Origin of the sequence: Bacillus sp. TH13 (assembly GCF_016651175.1) — a bacterium.
In the GTDB taxonomy this organism is placed as follows: Bacteria; Bacillota; Bacilli; order Bacillales; family Bacillaceae_G; genus Bacillus_A; species Bacillus_A thuringiensis_S.
This window is the reverse complement of record NZ_JAEKEJ010000025.1, coordinates 2554900-2575717: the sequence shown is the minus strand read 5'-3', so window position 1 is coordinate 2575717 and position 20818 is coordinate 2554900. Positions and strand designations below refer to the sequence as shown.

Below are 20818 nucleotides of genomic sequence, written 5' to 3'. Positions count from 1 at the left end.
TCTGAATTATAAAATTATAATATTAGAAATTTTAAAATAAAAATACTAATCAAATTAACAAGCAAAAAAGATACTCTCAAAATAGTCTATCCACTATTTTTGAGAGTATCTTTTTATAATCCCACATATACAATACACATTTGAGCAGCTACATATGTAAACCAAATCCAAAGTGGCTCATACTTCAATTTACGCCCTCCGATATCTGTCACGCCAATAATAAAATCAGAAATCACAAACAGTAAACCACCAAACGCTGGTATCCACCATATTCCTGTATTTTCATAATATAAGGCAAATGCAAAGCAAGCCATTCCTCCAACCCACAATCCGTAAATTAGAGCTCCTATCGTAAACAATTTATCCTGTTTATCATTTCGGATAAAGAAGAACCATCCTACAATTAGAAAGAGCCCATATACGAGTAAGCCAATCCAAAAACCATTCCATGAAATTCCTGTTTGAAAAAATGCTTTTACATAAAAACAATGAGCAAGGGCGAAAGTAACCATCCCACCAATTAATCGATGACCAATTGGAATCAACCCAGCCATAAACAAATCTCCCACAGTCGATAAAGTCATACCAAGTGCAACCCACGTACTATACTCTACAGATGGATCTTGTAACCATATCCAAATTGCACTACCTGTTAAAGAAAAACTAAGAATAAGACGGATTGCTAAAGGTAACGGCATATTAGCTTTCGTTCTTTTTGTCTGCCCCATTGCATAAATTGCACCAATAAAAAAAAGAAGTATTTGCCCAATTAACACCACGTAAAGTAGATTCATAATATGTTCTCCTCAATAAATGCTTTTTGTATCTTTTTTCGTTACACTTAGTCTATTATCCTTTTTCTAAAAAAAGAAGAACAGCACTGTTCTTCCATTGTAATCGCTTTTCTGCTCTCTATGCTACTTGTTTTTCTTGCTCCATTTTTTGCTTAGCTGGTGTCCGATTTACCACAATAATTCCCGCGGCTACACATGCTAAACCGAGTAGCACAAATGAATGAATTGCTTCACCTAAAATCATGCTCGATAATAACACACCAAATACGGGTATAAAGAACATATACATAGATACTTTTCCAACCTTGTTGTACTTCATAATTGTATTCCAAATGCAAAAACCAGCTGCAGATAAGAAAGATAAATAAATCAGCATAAGTAGTGCATGTAGACTAAATGTAAATGGCATTACTCCAACTTGTAAAGCCCCTATACATAATAATCCTATAGAACCAAACATCATTTGGTATGCTGTCATATAGCCAACATCTAATGTTTTACTACCTTCTTTTGCTAATATGTTTCCATATGAATACAGTATTGCTGCACTAAGAAGTAATAAGCTTCCGATTCCAAAATGAAATGATAAGCTACCATCACTCGGCACATTTACTAAAATGACGCCACAAAAACCAATCGATACCCCAATTATTTTTCTCATATTGAGAGCATCATCTTTATATAAAAAATGGGCGAGTAAAATTTGAAAGAATGATGATGTCCCTGAAATGATAGCTCCTTCAATTCCCGAACTATAACTCATTCCAATGTAAAAACAGATATATTGAAGAAACGTTTGGAATAAACCAATTTGTATTAACTGTTTCCCCGTTCCTTTTTTGAAGCTCATATCTTTTCCTAACACTTTAAAGAATAATAAGAGCATGACTCCAGATAAAAAGAAACGATAACCGGCAAATAATATTTGCTCTCCAACTTCTTGTGGTTGAATTCCAAGTTCAACATAACTTAATTTAATAAAAGGAAATGCGCTTCCCCATAAAAAAGTTGCTACTATTGCAGCAATAAATACGCCAATCGGATGGGTAAAAAATTTCTCTGTCTTCACTTGTTGTCTTCCTTTCCGACCTTTTTATGAACAATATTCATATATACCAAAGGAATTGCGAAAACACAAGTTTTCCGTTTATACTTGAAACAAAACCGTACCATCTGATAAAAACATATGATATACTATAGAATAATTACAATATAATAACTATTAAAAACAGATTCAACAGAAATGCTGCTATCCATTATGGATGGCAGCTTTCGTCGTTTTATAGGGGTTTCGATTTTGATTATTTTTCTCAATAAGAATTCGGAAGGAGCGAGTAGTAATGAACTCAGAAGTAAAAACGTTACACGCAAAAGAAACAATTCCTCATCCCTCTTTATGGGACATATTAAAAAAGCATTATGAACTTGTATTTGCAGTGGCATCTGGTATTTTTATTTTAGCTGGCTGGCTATTCACAAAGAACGATGCAATGAATGTAGGTATTACTTGCTATATCCTTGCTTATATAGTTGGTGGATATGCAAAAGCGAAAGAGGGCATTGAAGATACGATTGAAGAAAAAGAGCTAAATGTTGAAATGCTAATGCTCTTTGCAGCTATTGGTGCTGCAATTATTGGCTACTGGGCAGAAGGGGCTATCTTAATCTTTATCTTTGCGCTCAGCGGTGCTATGGAATCTTATACGTTAAGTAAAAGCCAAAAAGAAATTTCCGCTCTTCTTGACTTACAACCTGAAGAAGCATTACGTATTTCCAACGGAACTGAGGAACGTGTTCCTGTTGGAGAGTTACAAATTAACGACATTATTTTAATTAAACCTGGTGAACGTGTTCCTGCTGACGGTACGATTCATAACGGTGAAACAAATATCGATGAAGCAGCAATCACGGGAGAACCTATTCCAAATGAGAAAAGACATGGCGATGAAGTATTTGCAGGTACTGTAAATTTACGTGGTGCTATCGAAGTTAAAATTACGAAGCCAAGCGATCAAACATTATTCCAAAAGATTATCCGTCTCGTCCAAAGTGCACAAAGTGAAAAATCACCATCACAACTATTCATCGAAAAGTTTGAAGGAACATACGTAAAAGGTGTACTACTCGTTGTTACGCTTATGATGTTCGTTCCTCATTTCTTAATTGACTGGAGCTGGAATGAAACGTTTTATCGCGCTATGATCTTACTTGTAGTCGCATCTCCTTGTGCACTCGTTGCTGCCATTACACCAGCAACGTTATCTGCAATTTCTAACGGAGCAAGAAATGGAATTCTCTTTAAAGGTGGAATACATTTAGAACGCCTTGCTTCGGTGAAAGCAATCGCGTTTGATAAAACAGGAACATTAACAGAAGGGAAACCTACCGTAACAGATGTATATGTTCGAGAAAATATAACAGAAAAAGAAGTACTTTCTATTACAGCATCCATTGAAAGTCACTCTACACATCCTTTAGCTGAATCCATTGTTAAATATGCACAACATGCGTACGACATTACATTAAAAAAACCAGAAAAGGTTGAAGATGTAACTGGTTTTGGGCTAAAAGGAATATTCGAAAACAACGCTTATAAAATAGGTAAAGCTGATTTTATCGGTGAAGAAACAAAAACATTCCATAATGGTATTTCTGCCTCACTTGAAAAGGAAGGTAAAACTGTCGTTTATATTAGTGATGAGGGAGGCATTCTTGGACTTATCGCTTTAAAAGATACGCTTCGCCAAGAAACAATAGCTGCTATTCGTGAATTACAAATCATTGGTGTCGAAGCAATTATGATTACTGGCGATAATGAGGAAACAGCAAAGGCAATTGCCTCTGAAAGTAATATAAAAGAATATTACGCATCATGTTTACCAGAAACAAAAGTTGAAACGATTAAAAAGTTAAAAGAAAAATACGGTACAGTAGCAATGGTCGGAGACGGTATAAATGATGCACCAGCACTCGCTACTGCTAGCATTGGTGTAGCAATGGGAGAAGGAACAGACGTAGCTTTAGAAACTGCGGATGTTGTACTGATGAAGAACGAATTATCTCGACTTTCTCAAGCGATCCGTCTATCAAAACGAATGAACCGTATTGTGAAGCAAAACGTAATCTTTTCGCTAGCTGTAATTGCACTACTAATTTGTTCAAATTTCTTACAATTTTTAGCTCTTCCATTCGGTGTTATTGGGCATGAAGGAAGTACGATTCTTGTCATTTTGAATGGCTTACGATTATTAAAAGGAAACAAATAAAACGGGTCCCTCATAAAGGACCCGCTTTTTTTAATGGTAGCTATTATGCCCATTCGCACTGCTACTCGTTTTATGCTTTGGATGCGAACTGCTTTTTTGTTTATTGTTATTTTTATTATTATGGTTCTTTTTATTATTACTCATGAAATATCCCCCCTGTTCCCTATTATTATGGAACAAGAGCTCACTTTTCATTACGGGAATTATTGTCACCCGTTCTATAATGATGGAGTAAACCATTAATTTCACCGCCAAGTAAAATTACCCATCCAGTTAAATAAAACCATAACATTAAAATAATGATACCACCGAGACCACCATATGTATTGGCGTAATTTGCAAACTTATCTACATAATAAGCAAATGAGTACGATACCACAATCCATCCTACAGTAGCAAATAACGCCCCTGAAATAACTTCTCTTCTTTTTAATTTTCGATCTGGTGCAAATGTATATAAAAAACTAAACAATGCAAATAACACGAAGAAACTCGCTACTAATCGTGTAATGCTCCATACGAAAGAGAAACTATCTGATAAACCGAGTGCTTTAAACACTGCTGCTCCAATAACTTGTCCGAATACTGGGACAATTAACGCAAAGACAATCATAAAAATGATAGCTAATGTAAACACAATTGATAACGCTCTTGTTGTAATAAAAGAACGTGTTTCCTTCACATCATAAGCGCGGTTAAAAGCATTCATAACCGCATTAACACCATTTGAGGCAAACCATAACATAGATAATAAACCAAACGATAATAAACCACCATTTTGCTGGTTTACAACTTTATCTACATTTACCTCAATTAAGTTCATTGCATCATCTGGTACATAAACCTCTAATAAACTAAGCACATCCTCTGTTTGAATGGGGATAAATCCAAGAAGCGTAATTAAGAAAACGAGCCCAGGAAAAATTGCAAGCAAGAAGAAATAAGCGAGCTGTGCTGCCAAGCCCGCTACATCATCGCGCATCGTCCGGTCATACAAATCTTTACCAAACGAATAAGTACGATTTCTTCTCACCTTTTCTAAAATTTTTCTCATATATGTTTAAACGCTTTTCTTCTCTTCTTTATCTTGCTTCAACTCAATGTACGCTTCAGTTTTTTTTTCCTCTTTATTTGAGTCTTTCATAAATAATTCACGCGCTTCTTTCATACCACCATCTTCAGCAACTACTGGCTCTTCTTCTGCTTTCAGCTCATCTACCTTTGGAGATACAGCTTGAATTTCAATCGTTTCTGGCTTTTCTTCTGACTCAACTTTTTTCTTACTAAAAATTTCTTTCGTTTCTTTTAACGTCTCTACAACAGATGGCGTTAATTTTTTAATTTCTGCTACTTTCGCTTTTACCACATTGAAATCAGCAAGTTCGCGTCCTTTATCTGTAACAGTTTGCACCTTTTCTTTGATCTTTGCATTTTCACCAATTTCAATCATCTTTGTTTTTGCTTTTTCTGCTGTATTTTTTACTTTTTCACGGTTTTCTTTCTTTAACATGGATACAGCTACACCTGCCGCTACACCAATCGCAATGTTTCGAGCAATATTATTTTTCTTTGCCATATTCCTTCACCCTTTCATTTCTTATGTTAGAAAGTATTTCTTTCTAAGCTTCCTCATATTCCTTGTTCATTTCGAATGAAAGCTAATAGCTTTGCACACCCTTCTGTTACAAGGTCATATACTTCTTGGAAATTCCCTGTATAGTAAGGGTCAGGAACGTCTGTCCAGCCACCGTCTGGAACAAAGTCGGACAGCCTACCAATATAGCCTCCAGTTTTACCTAAACTTTTTAAATCTGCTATATTCTTGTTGTCCATGGCAATAATATAATCAAACTTTGTTAAGTCTTCTTTTTCTACTTGCCTTGCTTTAATTCCTTCAAAAGTGACTGCATTTTCTTTTAAAATTTTTTGTGTTCCTTTATGTGGCGGATGACCAACGTGCCAATCTCCAGTTCCTGCAGAATCAATGACAATTTTCTCTTCGAGTCCCTCTTTTACGACAAGATTTCGAAAAATCGCTTCTGCCATCGGAGAACGGCAAATGTTCCCAAGACAAACAAACAATACTTGAACCATATTTTTGTTTCTTCCCTTCTTGGTGCATTTCTTCATATATACTTATAGTATAAACAACCAATTATTAAATATAAAGGAAATCCCTACTAATTTAAGAGGATTGAAAAGATTCATTAACGAAAATGATAAAAAATGTTAAGATAGCCTTATGTTATTTTAAAGGGGGACACTTCGGTGGATTTATCCGTAAAGTCAGAAAAAAACGTTGAATATATGGTTGAAGCTATTAAAGAAAAATTGCGTATGGTTAATGCTGGAGCGATGAGAGCTGCTAGTTTTAACGAAGAAATGTACGAAGATTTACGTGACATTTATGATCATGTTATGAAGCGTGAAACATTCAGTATTAGTGAAATGCAAGCTATTACAGAAGAATTAGGTACATTAATTAAAAAGTAAAAAGAGCCTCTCTTATATGAGGCTCTTTTTTATTTCCAACAAATTCATGACAACTCTTCTCTTTCCCTCAACCAACTGTAAAATATTGTACAATAGAAGTAGAACCTCACCTTAGATTTTTTCTCCATACATACTACTCACAAATAATAGCAACACTACCATTGCTAACTGTTTTTACTGGAGGTGCTTACTTATGAGCAATTGGTACAGTAAGACGAAAGATCAAACATTAATCGACCTAGAAACAAATGAACAACACGGTTTAACAGATGAAATTGTAAATGAACGTTTAAAGCAATACGGTTCTAATGAATTAGCTACAAAACAAAAACGCACTTTATGGCAACGTATTTTCGCCCAAATTAATGACGTTCTCGTATATGTCCTTATTATTGCAGCCCTTATTTCCGCCTTTGTAGGTGAATGGGCTGATGCAAGTATTATTGCACTCGTTGTAGTTTTAAATGCTGTTATCGGTGTTGTCCAAGAATCGAAAGCAGAACAAGCCTTAGAGGCATTGAAGAAGATGGCGACACCTAAAGCAATCGTCAAGCGAGATGGTGAACTAAAAGAAATTCCATCTGAGCACGTCGTTCCAGGTGATATCGTTATGCTCGACGCCGGACGATATATCCCATGCGATTTACGCCTTATCGAAACCGCAAATTTAAAAGTTGAAGAATCTGCTCTAACTGGGGAATCTGTCCCTGTTGATAAAGATGCAATCTACCATCCTTCCATGCAAAGTGATGAACAAGTACCACTCGGCGATCAAAAAAACATGGCCTTTATGTCTACTCTTGTAACATATGGAAGAGGCGTCGGTGTTGCTGTTGAAACTGGAATGAACTCACAAATTGGTAAGATTGCTACCCTGTTACATGAAGCAGACGATGATATGACACCACTTCAAAAAAGCTTAGCACAAGTCGGAAAGTATTTAGGTTTTGTTGCTGTAGCTATTTGTATCGTTATGTTTCTCATCGGCTTTTTACAAGGACGAGATACACTAGAAATGTTTATGACTGCAATCAGTTTAGCCGTTGCAGCTATTCCAGAAGGTTTGCCAGCTATCGTTTCCATCGTTCTTGCAATTGGTGTGCAGCGTATGATTAAACAAAATGTTATCATTCGGAAACTACCAGCTGTTGAAGCTCTCGGTTCTGTCACAATTATTTGTTCAGATAAAACAGGTACGTTAACACAAAATAAAATGACCGTTACTCACTTTTATAGTGATAACACATACGATCACTTAGAACATTTGAATGTAAATAATGATACGCAACGTTTATTGTTAGAGAATATGGTGCTATGTAATGATGCGTCTTACAATAACGAATCACAAACCGGGGACCCGACTGAAATTGCTCTTCTGGTGGCCGGAAGCATTTTTAACATGCAAAAAGATCATTTAGAAAAGATACATGAACGTGTTAACGAGCTACCTTTCGACTCAGATCGTAAAATGATGTCAACCGTGCATACATACGATGAAAACTGCTATAGCATGACGAAAGGTGCTATCGATAAGCTCTTACCTCGATGTACCCATATTTTTAAAAACGGCAAAATCGAGATTTTAACTGATTCCGATAAAAATCAAATATTAGAATCTGCCGGAGCAATGTCTCAAGAAGCTTTAAGAGTACTTTCATTCGCATTTAAAAAATACAATTCAAACGATGTGGATATAAATCATCTTGAAGAAAATCTTATCTTTATCGGTCTTGTCGGTATGATTGATCCACCGCGAACTGAAGTGAAAGATTCAATTACAGAATGTAAAAAAGCCGGTATTCGCACAGTTATGATTACCGGTGACCATAAAGATACCGCCTTTGCAATTGCTAAAGAACTTGGCATTGCTGAAGAAATATCTGAAATTATGATTGGAACTGAATTAGATAACATTTCAGATACAGAACTAGCTAGCAAAATTAATCATTTAAATGTATTCGCTAGAGTCTCTCCAGAGCATAAAGTGAAAATTGTAAAGGCATTACGCGCAAAAGGAAATATCGTTTCTATGACTGGTGATGGTGTCAATGATGCACCATCTTTAAAGCAAGCTGATGTTGGCGTAGCGATGGGCATTACAGGAACAGATGTCGCAAAAGGAGCAGCGGACGTCGTGTTAACAGATGATAATTTCTCATCTATCGTGAAAGCTGTTGAGGAAGGTAGAAATATTTATCGTAACATAAAAAAATCAATTCTCTTCCTACTCTCTTGTAACTTCGGAGAAATTATCGCTTTATTTTTAGCGATTTTACTTGGCTGGGCAACACCCCTACGACCTATTCATATTTTGTGGGTAAATTTAATTACAGATACACTGCCTGCATTATCACTTGGGGTTGATCCTGAAGATCCAGATGTGATGAAGGAAAAACCACGACATGCGAAAGAAAGCTTATTTAGTGGTAGCGTTCCTTTTCTTGTTTTCAATGGGCTTGTCATTGGACTTTTAACGCTAATAGCTTTTATTGCCGGAGCAAAATTCTATACTGGAGATACAAATTTATTCCCTCTTTTCCCAGAGCGAATTGATGAGGATGCTCTATTACATGCCCAAACGATGGCATTTGTCGTTCTTAGTTTTTCTCAGCTTGTTCATTCATTTAACTTGCGTTCAAGAACGAAATCGATTTTTTCAATTGGGATCTTTACAAATAAATATTTAGTCTTCTCCCTTCTTATCGGTGTTCTTATGCAAGTTTGTATCATCTCCATCCCGCCCCTTGCAAATATATTCGGTGTACATGCATTAACGATGCGAGATTGGGGATTTGTTCTCTTATTAATTATCATTCCACTTGTTGTGAATGAGATTATTAAATTAGTGAAGAGAAACTAAAAGGCAATGAGGACTATTCCTCATTGCCTTTTCATTTATCCTTGTAATTCTTTTTTGATATTCTCTGTTAATGTAGCCATACGCTTGCGACTTTCTTCACGCTCACGTTTATTTTGTTCTTCAATTTGTTGTGTTTCTTGCATACCTCTTGAAATAATGTTCCAAGTTTCCTCAAGTGTTTCCATTTTAATACTAGAAGAACCTGATAATCTCGCTACTTCTACACTTTGCGTTGCGATATTTTGTGCATTTTTCTTAAGTAATTCATTTGTACGGCGATCAAGTTCAGCCATAGAATCTGCAACAAGCTTTTGACGTTTCGCATTTACTGCTTGAATGATACCATTTTTAAAGATAGGAATCGTTGTAATAAATGCTGTATTGATTTTACCAATTAATTTATTATTACCACGTTGAATCATGCGAATTTGCGGAGCTGTAAGTAGCGCAACCATACGCGCTTTTTCTAAATCATCAATACGTTGCTCTAAAATTTCAACCGAGTTTTTAAGCGACTCTAATTCAATACCTGCTAATTGATCATTATTACGCACGCGCTCTTCATACATCGGAACTAATTCTGTATTTAAACGCTCTAATAACATTTCTCCTGCTACTACATACTTCTCTAAGTCTAAATAATATTTTAAGTTTTGCTCATACAAGCCATCTAACGTACCAATTGATTTTTTCATCTCATCTTGGTACTTCGTAATTTCCACATAAACTTTATCAATTTCGCGGCCCATCGTTTGATATTTACTAAAGATTTGTTCTATCATTTTATCCGCTTTTTTGAACATGCGCGAGAAGAAACCACTTTTTTCTTCCGCAAAGTCTTTACTATCAAATCTGTCCATAATTTTACCAAGTTGCTTTAACAATTCACCAGAATCTTCTATCTTTGATAGAGACATTGTATGTAAAATTTGATCAGCGAAACGTGAAATTTCCATAGAAGGTTCTTTTCCAAGTTCAATTAATTCCAGTTGATCTTTAATATCTACTGCGTTATAAATACGTTGCACATCTGCATCTTGTCTAAGTTGCAAGCGAACATCTTGTGCGGTTTGCTCATTCAATTCAGTTTTCGAATCTAGTACGACTGGGTTATTCATATGGTATTCTCCCTTTCCTTATAAAAATGGACGAAATAGTCCTTTTATTGTTTGTGATAAATTTTTATAGGCTGATGAACCATGAAACTCAAGATCGAAATTAACTTCTTCAAGCCAATGGGAATCAAATGCTCCTGCTTCAACATACGGTTCAATATCGTTTCTGCCCGTGGGATTGAAATGGAATACATCTACTCCAATTTGATTCAAAAATAGTAATAAAACAGCGTCAGAACGAGTTAATTCTCCGCTCTTCTCATTATTAAATATAACAATTTTCGGTACATCTTGTGAATAATCAAATTTCTCAAGCTGCTCTAAAATATTAGGTGGTATTTGAGAAAGTTGTGCGAAAACATACAGTGCTACATCTTGTTTCGTTTCTTTCGCAATTGGTTTGCACATTTCACTTTCGCACGTATGGATAATCGCCTCTGCAATCCCATGTTGTAAACCTTCCGGTAAACGCTTATGCGGCCACCAATGGCTATTCATAATTAGATCAGGATGTAATTTCCCGGCTCGGTCCAATGCATCTCGATAATGATATTGGAAATTTGCTTTCTGCTCTTTCGTAAACGGGAATGTATTAATTAATAAACTGTTATCAAATGATGTAACAACCTTTAATCGTTGAAAATATTCTTTATCATTCTTTGAAACGCCTGATATTTTCGCAAATAAAGAAGGAATATAAATATGTTTATTTTCAACATAAAATGTCGGACGTACAAATGCCTTTTCTTTCGTAATTAAAAAGAGTTCATCATATGTCGTTTTTAACGTACGTGCTACAGGTGTATACGAACGAAATTGCCACGGTTTATATAATAGTGAATTATCGTGGTGAAGTACTTGTTCAATTTCTTTCGAAGCTTGATACGCTACTGTTGCAACACGCTCACGTCGACGATCAGGGAATGGTTCAAGCGAAATGCGACCCGGATGAGATACAACAAAAGTTCTTCCCTCTTCATCAATATTTTCAAATCCATCTTTTCCTTCGGGGTGATAATAAAGCACATCACAACCGAGCATAATAAGAAAATATAAGAAATATATACGGCTTTCCTGTGCATCACCATACCAAACGATACGCGGCATTTGTTTCTTATAATTAATCGTAGAGAACCACTTCGCTACGTAATTTTCGCTTAGTTTAATTATGTCGATTAAGAAACGACGGAAGCCTTCTGTCTTTAACGACTGATTATGTTGTTTCTCATATAATTTCAATACTGAAATGAACGTCGCATGTATGTAATGCTGTAAATCAGGATTGTCTACTTTCGGTAAAAGTTGTTTCCCAGATAAGTGTGCAACTAGCCTATTTACTGTCAGACCATTTGGTGCTTCTTGATGTAATCCGAACACTTCTTGAATATGACGAAGCTTTTCCGAATCAATCACTTTGTTTAAATTTTGTTCGTGTAAAACTTCAATTCCTTTCGCTTCACTATAATCAAACAGTTCATTAAAATATTCATCTACATCATTAGGAACGCCAAGGATTCGACATGCTATATAACTAAATTTCATTTCATTCTCTGTCAGCTCATATTGTGGGCGTTTTTCTAAAAGTGTTTCAAATTGCTTTAAATCCGATTCATCTTTTAATGCATATGGTTGAAGTGTAAAACGTGAAAACACAACAGTTCACCTCCAAAAACATTTACGTTTTTTCTAAGTCTTTCTTCTATTATAAACTATTTTTGGTTATAAAAAATGGGCGCTCACAAAACGAGCAAACCCATTTCAATTATTTATGGTCTTCTTTAGTAGCTGCAACTTCTTCTTTAGCTTGTCCAGAATTCTTCATGTAGTGAAGTATAAATGTTGCTCCAAATGCTACAACTAAAATAATAAAGAATAGTGTATGACTAACCTCAATCTTGATTAAAGACAGTAACATTTTCGATGCGATAATTAAGATTAAAATATATGCTGTCGTTTCAAGCTCTGGAATACGCTCTAACAATTTTAAGAATACACCAGCGATACCACGCATCATTAAAATACCGAGCATTCCGCCTAATAATAAAATCCAAACTTCATTAGATACACCAAATGCAGCAAGTACGCTATCTACAGAGAATGCGATATCCATTAATTCAACCATCGCAACTGTTCCCCAGAAGACACCGAACATTCTAAAGAGAATACTGTTTTGATTCATACCGTGAGCTTCGTCTTCTTCACTTGCACCTTTACGCTTATCAATAAAGTATTTTACTGATAACCAAGCAAGGTAAAGTGCACCAAGAAGTTTTACCCACCATAATTTAATTAAGAACATTCCAATTCCAATTGCAATAAAGCGGAACACATAAGCTCCAATAAGTCCATAGAATAATGCTTTTTTACGTTTTTCTTCCGGAAGATGTTTTACCATTACTGCTAACACAAGTGCGTTATCAGCAGATAACAAACCTTCAAGTACAACAAGTGTACCTATTAATCCCCAAGATACTGGATCTTGCAACACTTTAATCCACATGTCCAAGTCGAAAAACTGAGCATACGTATCAAGGATTCCTTGCAAAATACTCATCTTACCTTTATCCCCTATTCTTTGCTAGATTTATAGAAAGGTCAAAAAAAGGAAACGAATATCGTTTCCTTTCTATGCATCCAAGCCATACGCTCTTACAAGCGCACCTAAACCACCTTGGAATCCACTTCCTACTGCATTAAACTTCCACTGTCCATTATGACGGTATAATTCACAAAAGACAACTGCTGTTTCGATGGAGAAATCTTCCCCTAAATCAAAACGAAGAACTTCTTCATTCGTCTCTTCATTTGCTAAACGAACAAACGCATTTCCTACTTGTCCAAAGTTTTGACTACGGCCTTCTGCATCATAAATCGTAACTGTAATAGCAATTCTGTGCACATCTGCTGGAACTTTCTTTAAGTCCACAACAAGTTGCTCATCGTCACCTTCACCTTCACCTGTACGGTTATCTCCTGTATGTAAAACAGATCCACAAGGAGACTGTAAATTATTATAGAAGATAAAATCAGTTTCCTTCGTACATTTTCCGTTTGCATCTAATAAAAAGGCAGATGCATCTAAATCGAAATCTGATCCACCGTCATAAGATTTAATATCCCATCCAAGACCAATTACTGCTTTTGTTAAACCAGGGCTTGTCTTACCCAAATCAATTTTCTGTCCTTTTTGTAATTGAATAACCATCTATATTCACCTCTATATTTTTATCTTTAAAATATATCCATCGGTAAACATACATTTCACCGATGGATATATAAATTAAATCTATTACTCTACGTCTAAACCAAAGTTATTACATAGAGACGCTAATCCACCTTGGAATCCACTTCCGATTGCATTGAATTTCCAGTCACCTGCATGACGGTATAATTCACCTACTACTACGGCTGTTTCAATAGAGAAATCTTCTCCTAAATCGTAACGAATTAATTCTGCATTCTTTTCTTCATCTAAAATACGTACGAAAGAGTTAGAAACTTGTCCGAAGTTTTGGCTACGACCTTCTCCATCATAGATTGTAATTGTGAAACAAATACGTTCGATATGTGCAGGTACATTTTTCAAATCTACTTTGATCGATTCGTCATCACCTTCACCTTCGCCAGTTCGGTTATCTCCTAAATGCTCGACAGCACCATTCGCACCTTTTGGGTTATTATAGAAGACGAAATCCTCTGCACCTGAAACTTTACCGTTAGCACCTACTAAAAAAATACTAACATCTAAATCGAAATCGTTTTGTCCGTCATAACGATTCGTATCCCAACCTAGTCCTACAAGAACTTTTGAAAGACCCGGATTCGTTTTTGTTAAGTCTACCTTTTGTCCTTTTTTCAATGAAATTGATGCCATATTCAATTCCTCCTCGGTTTATTTTATTGATAACGTGATACAATCTCACTTAAGTTTTTATCTTGTGTGCCTTCTCCAACAGCTGAAAACTTCCATTCACTTCCGTGACGATACATTTCACCTGCAATTAGAGTCGTTTTGCCAGCATAATTATCCGATAAATTATAGCGTGCTAATTCTTCACCAGTTTGCGGGTTTTGAATACGAATATATGCATTACGAATCATCCCGAAATCTTGACGACGATTTACACAGTCATAAATATTTACAACGAATACTAAACGATTAATACGGCTCGGAACTTTATGTAATTCTACGAAAATTGTTTCGTCATCACCAGCGCCTTCACCTGTTAAATTATCTCCTGAATGAATAATACTACCACAAGTAGAAAGTTTGTTTCCGAAGTAAACTAAATCATTTTTGTTTAAAAAACGATCTCCTTCTAACATAACAACAGATGCATCACAATCTACATTTGGTTTACTTCCAAATAATGAAGACAGAAATCCACCTGATTGCCCAATTGGATCCCAGCCTAAGCCAACCTGTAGTTTTGCTACTTTTGGTTGTCCTTTCGTTAAATCGATCTTTTGACCTTTTTCTAAAATAATAGGCATGAAGTTTCTCCCTTTCTACAAAGCATTTTCCAAATCGGAAAATATTGTATTCTTCTCTTATATTGTAGCATTATTTACCTAGCGATAAAAAGGATAAATTCTCAGTTATATGAAAACATTCATATAATTTACTTATGATGATGTAAGAAGTGGTAAATAGCACCAATCATTCCTGCACAATTACCGTTTTGTGCAAGTTCAATCTCACAATTATTATAAATCTCTTGATTTAAGTATTTACTGACCTCTTCTTTTACTTCTTTTAAAAACTCATTTCCTCTATCGGTAATTCCTCCACCAATAATAATCTTTTCTGGATTGAAAATATAAGCAAGATTACTAATTCCGATTGCCAAATGTTTAAAGAAGATCCTAACTGCTTGAGCAACTTCCCGATCTCCTTTATCATACAACTCGAAAATTAATCTCCCATTCCACTCGCCTTTGCCTTTATATTTTCTGACAAGACGAATTAATCCTGAAATCGAGGCAACCTCTTCAAACTGTTTTCCTTCTATTAACATATTCCCCCATTCACCAGCACTAAATGAATGTCCTCGGTACAATTCTCCGTCTATAAAAATCGCTCCCCCAATCCCTGTTCCAAGGGTGAGCATAATAAAGTTCTCTTTCTCTCTTCCACTACCATTCCATTTTTCTCCAAACGCTGCACAATTCACATCATTGTCAATCGATACTGGAACTTTTAATATCTCTTGCAATCTATCAATAATAGGAATAGTACGATATCCCGGAATATGATCCGCACCTCCCGTCACAATTCCTTTACTAATATCAACAATCCCCGTGGTGCTAATACCAATTCCTGCAATAGTATGTTCATTCATTATTTTTTTTGATACATATATCAGTTTTTGAATAATTTGTTCTCCGCCTAAATGAATTTCTGTTGCAACTGTTTTACGCTTTAATACTCTCCCTATTTCTGAAACAATGCCATACTTAATTTGCGTACCGCCAATATCAAACGCTATATACTCTTTCATCTACTGCCACTTCCTCTACCGTTATGAATGTAAATTCTCCGCCTCTACTATTTGTAGGAAATCTACATTAACTCTTTTCTGCTTTGAGAAATACACCACCTTTTTCTATATATAGTTTTTTTTGCATAAAACTCTTTTTCCTAAGAAATATTACAAAGGGATGTATTTTAGATGGAATATTAATTTCTTAGGAGGAAAACCATGACGAAAATCTTCATTTTAGCATCAACACTCTCTTTATCTTTTTTTAGCGGTTTAAATATTGGTAATGCTGCAACTGAAAACTTCCGCCCATTAACAAACGCTATTGTACAAAATAGTGATCATTTTGCAGAAGGAAACTCAAAGGATAATAATAAACCTCCAGGAAATAACGGTTCTCAGAACGATAGTGGTTCTGGTGACAACGGTTCTGGCGATAACGGTTCTGGTAGCAGTGGCTCTGACGGCAACGGCTCTGACGGCAATGGTTCCGGCGGTAACGGTTCTGGTGGCAGTGGCTCTGGTGGCAACGGCTCTGGTGGCAATGGTTCCGGCGGTAACGGTTCTGGTGGCAGTGGCTCTGACGGCAATGGTTCCGGCGGTAACGGTTCTGGTGGCAGTGGCTCTGGCGACAACGGCTCTGGTGGCAATGGTTCTGGTGGCAGTGGCTCTGGTGGCAGTGGCTCTGGTGGCAATGGCTCTGGTGGCAATGGTTCTGGTGGCAGTGGCTCTGGTGGCAATGGCTCTGGTGGCAATGGCTCTGGTGGCAATGGCTCTGGTGGCAATGGCTCTGGTGGCAATGGCTCTCAAGGCGGTAATCGTGTTAAAGGCGATAGCAGTTCTCAAGGTGGCAATGGCTCTCAAGGGGGTAACCGCGTTAAAGGCGATAGTAGCTCTCAAGGGGGAAATGGTTCCCAAGGTGGTAACGTAAAAGACAACTCGAAAAAACAAGGCGATAAGTTACCTAATACTGCAACACATTATCCTGCATCTATTTTAATGGGACTTTCAACATTCCTAATCGGTATGTTACTGTTTATTCGCCGTAAAAATGCAAAATAAAAACACATTCTTCCATCTAAACAATACATGAAACAAATTATAAAACTAAAAAGGACTTTGGATTGCATTTTATTATGCAGCCCAAAGTCCTTTTTATCACCTATCAGAAAAAGTATTAATACGCTTTTCCCCAATACACCATTTGTTTAGCTTCTTTACCACAACAAATACATTCTTCAGCTAAATGCTCTTGCTCAAAAGGCATACAACGTGAAGATACTCCCACTTCTTCTTTTAGTTTCTCTTCACAAGCCAATTCTCCGCACCACATTGCCTTAATAAAGCCTTGCTTTTCGTCAGCTACTTTTTTCATCTCTTCGAAATTTGTCGCAGCATACGTATTTTCATCACGAAATACTTTTGCTTTATTAAATAAAGAAATATGAATTTCTTCAAGTAATGCTGGAACACGTTCTTCTAATTGATCCATTGGTACAAACTCTTTTTCCTTCCTATCTCTTCTTACAAGTACAACTTGATTCTTTTCAATATCTTTAGGGCCAACTTCTAATCGAATTGGAATACCCTTCATTTCATACTCATTAAATTTCCAACCTGGCGTTTTATTACTAGCATCTATTTTTACTCGTGCAACCTTTTGAATATGTCCTTGTAACTCTGTTGCTTTTGCTAAAACTCCTTCTTTATGCTGAGCAATCGGTACAATAACAACTTGCACTGGAGCAACTTTTGGTGGCATTACAAGTCCATTATTATCGCTATGAACCATAATTAGCCCACCTATCATTCTTGTTGATACACCCCAAGATGTTTGGTGTACATATTGCCACTTACCGTTACGATCTAAAAATTTAATATCAAATGCTTCAGAGAAATTCGTTCCAAAGTTATGGGATGTTCCTGTTTGAAGTGCTTTCCCATCATGCATTAAGCTTTCAATTGTATAAGTTGCCTTTGCTCCAGCAAACTTCTCTTTTTCTGTTTTTTGTCCTTTAATAACTGGTATCGCTAAATAATCCTCACAGAAAGAAGCATATAAGTTTAAAATATTTAATGTTTCAGCCTGCGATTCTTCTGCTGTTTCATGGATTGTATGACCCTCTTGCCATAAAAATTCTGTCGTACGAAGGAATGGCCTAGTTGTCTTCTCCCAACGAACTACTGAACACCACTGGTTGTATAATTTTGGCAAATCATTATAGGATTGCACAATTTTTGAAAAGTGCTCACAGAATAAAGTTTCAGATGTAGGACGTACACAAAGTCTTTCCGCTAACTTTTCATCTCCGCCATGCGTAACCCATGCTACTTCAGGAGCAAACCCTTCAACATGATCCTTCTCTTTTTGCAATAAACTCTCTGGGATAAACATTGGCATATATACATTTTCATGGCCAGTTTCTTTTAGCTTCTCATCCATCACCTTCTGCATATTCTCCCATAAGGCATAACCATATGGACGTAAAATCATGCACCCTTTTACACTTGAATAATCAACAAGTTCGGCTTTTTTTACAATATCGGTATACCACTGCGCAAAGTCCTCTTCCATCTTCGTAATAGCTTGCACTTGTTCTTTTGCCATAGTCATTCTTCCTCCTTCTAGAAAATACAAAAAAGCCCGCGCCCCTAAATAGGGACCGAGCTTTGCCGGCGTTACCACCCTGATTCATACACAAAAATTGTATATGCTCTCTTCTTGATAACGGGAAATTCCCGCTGCATATGCAGAACTCAAAGGCAGGTTCCATATTGCCTTTTTAAGAATCTTTCAGCCTGGCGGATTCTCTCTCTGCTAAAAAGGTTGAACATGTACTAGTCCTTTTTCATCGTTATAACGCAATAAATTTGTTGATTATCATAATACAAATTCTTTTTTAAAACAATAGCTAATTTTCTTATTATATATTCTTTTCATTTTTTGCAGTTTTATACGTAGCTTTTTCGAGAGATTTTTACAAGTTGATGTGCAATCATACCGATGAGTGTACCTAGTAGAACGAAGAAACCAATAAATCCATATCCCATTCCTTCCCACCCACCAATAACCATCATTGTAACGGGAAAGGACGCTAAGCAAAGAAGTATTAAACTAAGTGCAAATATAATATCGAACTGTTTGTCTGGAAACCGTTTCTTTAGTAAATATGAAATAGCAAATACAAGGATAATCGTGATTCCGCCAATGATGTAAAAGATACCAAATCCATCTAACCAATCCATAGTGTTTCCTCCTTCCATAGATTCCCTTATACTTAATTATATGTTTAATTTTTCTGAAAATAAATAATAAATTTTCACCTAAAAATATATTTTTATTACTAGGTATTAATAGTAATATATAAGAATAGGTTTTATATAATCAGGAGGGAACTTTATGGATAAAGCATTAACAAACCACGTCATTATTTTATCATTCGACTGTTTATCAGCTTTAGATTTTCCTATACTACAAAAACTACCTCATTTCCAATCTCTAATAAAAAAAGGCACGGTTGTCGAAAAAGTAGAACCGATTTATCCTTCTGTAACATATCCAAGCCACTCAACAATCGTAACCGGTAATTACCCTAACAAGCACGGTGTTGTTAGCAATACGTTACTTCAACCAGGGCGTGAATCACCTGATTGGCATTGGTACCGAAAATCGATAAAAGGAACAACATTGTATGATGAAGCACGTAAAGCAAATTTAACGACAGCTGCTCTTCTATGGCCTGTTACCGGCAGAGCAAATATTGATTACAATTTACCAGAAATCTTTCCAAATAGACCGTGGCAAAATCAAGTTTTAGTTTCCTTATTTAGCGGTAGCCCACTATACCAATTAGATTTAAATCGTCGTTTCGGCCATATAAGAAATGGTTTATCACAGCCAGAGCTGGATGATTTCGTCCTCGCCTCTGCTGTGCATACAATCCAGACGAAAAAGCCTAATGTCATGTTTGTACATTTCACCGATCTAGACACCCAAAGACACTATCACGGCTTTGAATCTAACGAAACAATGGCTGCTATCCAGAGACACGACGAACGTCTAGGGAAAATTATTCAAGCACTAAAAGAAAGTGACCTATACGAAGAAAGTACAATTATTGCCCTTGGTGATCATAGCGCTTTAAGTGAAAACAAATCCATCCAATTAAATGTACTATTCCATCAAAGAGGACTTATATCTCTTAATAAAAAAGGAAAATTAGTAGACTGGAAAGCCTATTGCCAAAGTTGCGACGGCTCTGCCTATGTATATGTAAAGGACAAAAATAATACAGATACAATTCGGGAGGTACAACTACTCCTTGAAGAACTACTTCAAAATAAACAAAACGGAATTGAATTTATACTTCATGATGAAGCTGCGAAGGAATGGGGTGCAGACGGTAATTGTTTATTCATGTTAGAAGCACGAGAAGGGTATTATTTCACTGAAAACTATACAGGAGATTTTATCAAAGAAATTACTGAAAAAGATGTTACGCCTAGTAAAAAATATACATTTGGTACGCATGGATATTCTCCAACAAAACCTAACTATGAAACAATTTTTATCGCTGCTGGAAAAGCTATAAAAAGTGGTGTGACAATCCCGTATATGAGACTTATTGATGAAGGTCCAACTATCGCTAGACTACTAGGTTTACACTTAGGTGAAACAGACGGAGCAATTGTAGAGGATTTACTCCAATTGTAAAAAACTGTGTATATATGTAAAAGTTATGTAAAATTCATCACTGTTTCTCTTTTTATAATTTTTATTTTTGTACACTGTTAGTAAAACAAATTT

Annotated in this window: 19 protein-coding genes and 1 other annotated feature; of the genes, 5 read left to right on the top strand and 14 right to left on the bottom strand. The window is 36.1% G+C overall.

The annotated features are described in order from the left end of the window. Nucleotides 1-113: 113 nt before the first annotated feature. Nucleotides 114-794: a lysoplasmalogenase gene (locus tag JFU02_RS21755; RefSeq protein ID WP_001051076.1), complete on the bottom strand. Its 681-nt coding sequence runs from the start codon at nucleotides 792-794 to the stop codon at nucleotides 114-116. A 118-nt stretch (nucleotides 795-912) separates the two neighbouring features. Further along, complete coding sequence (locus JFU02_RS21750) at nucleotides 913-1863, bottom strand: DMT family transporter (RefSeq protein ID WP_000845705.1); 951 nt, start codon at nucleotides 1861-1863, stop codon at nucleotides 913-915. 271 nt (nucleotides 1864-2134) lie between these two features. Between JFU02_RS21750 and JFU02_RS21745 the strand changes: the two genes are divergently transcribed. Beyond that, entirely contained in the window at nucleotides 2135-4060 is a 1926-nt protein-coding gene (locus JFU02_RS21745) for a heavy metal translocating P-type ATPase (RefSeq protein WP_001083745.1), read from the top strand. Nucleotides 4061-4244: 184 nt separating this feature from the next. Here JFU02_RS21745 and JFU02_RS21740 read toward each other — a convergent pair whose 3' ends face one another. From JFU02_RS21740 to JFU02_RS21730, 3 genes are read right to left on the bottom strand one after another with little or no spacing between them, the layout of a single operon-like run. Next, complete coding sequence (locus JFU02_RS21740) at nucleotides 4245-5114, bottom strand: YihY/virulence factor BrkB family protein (protein ID WP_001226537.1); 870 nt, start codon at nucleotides 5112-5114, stop codon at nucleotides 4245-4247. A gap of 6 nt (nucleotides 5115-5120) precedes the next feature. Beyond that, nucleotides 5121-5636 carry a DUF4075 domain-containing protein gene (locus JFU02_RS21735; protein WP_001085391.1) on the bottom strand — a complete coding sequence of 172 codons (516 nt, stop codon included), beginning with the start codon at nucleotides 5634-5636 and terminating at the stop codon, nucleotides 5121-5123. Nucleotides 5637-5689: 53 nt separating this feature from the next. Next, nucleotides 5690-6154: a low molecular weight protein-tyrosine-phosphatase gene (locus JFU02_RS21730; RefSeq protein ID WP_000250916.1), complete on the bottom strand. Its 465-nt coding sequence runs from the start codon at nucleotides 6152-6154 to the stop codon at nucleotides 5690-5692. 174 nt (nucleotides 6155-6328) lie between these two features. Here JFU02_RS21730 and JFU02_RS21725 point away from each other — a divergent pair, with 174 nt between their 5' ends. After that, a complete protein-coding gene (locus JFU02_RS21725; protein ID WP_000366200.1) occupies nucleotides 6329-6553 on the top strand; it encodes a DUF1128 domain-containing protein in 225 nt (74 codons plus the stop codon). Between the two features lie 193 nt (nucleotides 6554-6746). After that, nucleotides 6747-9413, top strand: a complete 2667-nt coding sequence (locus JFU02_RS21720; RefSeq protein WP_098316756.1) for a cation-translocating P-type ATPase — start codon at nucleotides 6747-6749, stop codon at nucleotides 9411-9413. 35 nt (nucleotides 9414-9448) lie between these two features. Here the strand turns inward: JFU02_RS21720 and JFU02_RS21715 are convergent, their stop codons facing one another. The 7 genes from JFU02_RS21715 to JFU02_RS21685 all read right to left on the bottom strand — a co-directional run bounded on the left by JFU02_RS21715 (nucleotide 9449) and on the right by JFU02_RS21685 (nucleotide 16029). Continuing rightward, nucleotides 9449-10531, bottom strand: coding sequence for a toxic anion resistance protein (locus JFU02_RS21715; protein WP_001064413.1), 1083 nt, complete (start codon nucleotides 10529-10531; stop codon nucleotides 9449-9451). Nucleotides 10532-10549: 18 nt separating this feature from the next. Next, nucleotides 10550-12181, bottom strand: coding sequence for a YceG family protein (locus tag JFU02_RS21710; protein WP_000492855.1), 1632 nt, complete (start codon nucleotides 12179-12181; stop codon nucleotides 10550-10552). A gap of 109 nt (nucleotides 12182-12290) precedes the next feature. Continuing rightward, nucleotides 12291-13082, bottom strand: coding sequence for a TerC family protein (locus JFU02_RS21705; protein WP_000025706.1), 792 nt, complete (start codon nucleotides 13080-13082; stop codon nucleotides 12291-12293). Between the two features lie 72 nt (nucleotides 13083-13154). After that, nucleotides 13155-13733, bottom strand: coding sequence for a TerD family protein (locus JFU02_RS21700; protein WP_000236653.1), 579 nt, complete (start codon nucleotides 13731-13733; stop codon nucleotides 13155-13157). Between the two features lie 84 nt (nucleotides 13734-13817). Then, complete coding sequence (locus tag JFU02_RS21695; protein WP_000146729.1) at nucleotides 13818-14402, bottom strand: TerD family protein; 585 nt, start codon at nucleotides 14400-14402, stop codon at nucleotides 13818-13820. Nucleotides 14403-14425: 23 nt separating this feature from the next. Continuing rightward, the gene (locus tag JFU02_RS21690; protein ID WP_001121586.1) at nucleotides 14426-15022 is read right to left on the bottom strand and encodes a TerD family protein; all 597 of its coding nucleotides are present in this window, start codon (nucleotides 15020-15022) and stop codon (nucleotides 14426-14428) included. Between the two features lie 128 nt (nucleotides 15023-15150). Then, on the bottom strand, nucleotides 15151-16029 hold the full coding sequence (locus JFU02_RS21685) for an ROK family protein (RefSeq protein ID WP_000666111.1): 879 nt from the start codon (nucleotides 16027-16029) through the stop codon (nucleotides 15151-15153). Between the two features lie 201 nt (nucleotides 16030-16230). Here JFU02_RS21685 and JFU02_RS32215 point away from each other — a divergent pair, with 201 nt between their 5' ends. Next, on the top strand, nucleotides 16231-17073 hold the full coding sequence (locus tag JFU02_RS32215) for an LPXTG cell wall anchor domain-containing protein (protein ID WP_242488086.1): 843 nt from the start codon (nucleotides 16231-16233) through the stop codon (nucleotides 17071-17073). A gap of 115 nt (nucleotides 17074-17188) precedes the next feature. On the opposite strand, the gene proS is transcribed toward JFU02_RS32215, so the two are convergent. Then, the gene (gene proS, locus JFU02_RS21675) at nucleotides 17189-18619 is read right to left on the bottom strand and encodes a proline--tRNA ligase (protein ID WP_001040981.1); all 1431 of its coding nucleotides are present in this window, start codon (nucleotides 18617-18619) and stop codon (nucleotides 17189-17191) included. Nucleotides 18620-18666: 47 nt separating this feature from the next. Beyond that, nucleotides 18667-18873 (bottom strand) — a binding site (T-box leader). 90 nt (nucleotides 18874-18963) lie between these two features. Continuing rightward, on the bottom strand, nucleotides 18964-19257 hold the full coding sequence (locus JFU02_RS21670) for a YesK-like family protein (protein ID WP_000383852.1): 294 nt from the start codon (nucleotides 19255-19257) through the stop codon (nucleotides 18964-18966). A 154-nt stretch (nucleotides 19258-19411) separates the two neighbouring features. Between JFU02_RS21670 and JFU02_RS21665 the strand changes: the two genes are divergently transcribed. Then, nucleotides 19412-20725 carry an alkaline phosphatase family protein gene (locus JFU02_RS21665; protein ID WP_000356415.1) on the top strand — a complete coding sequence of 438 codons (1314 nt, stop codon included), beginning with the start codon at nucleotides 19412-19414 and terminating at the stop codon, nucleotides 20723-20725. Nucleotides 20726-20818: the final 93 nt, after the last annotated feature.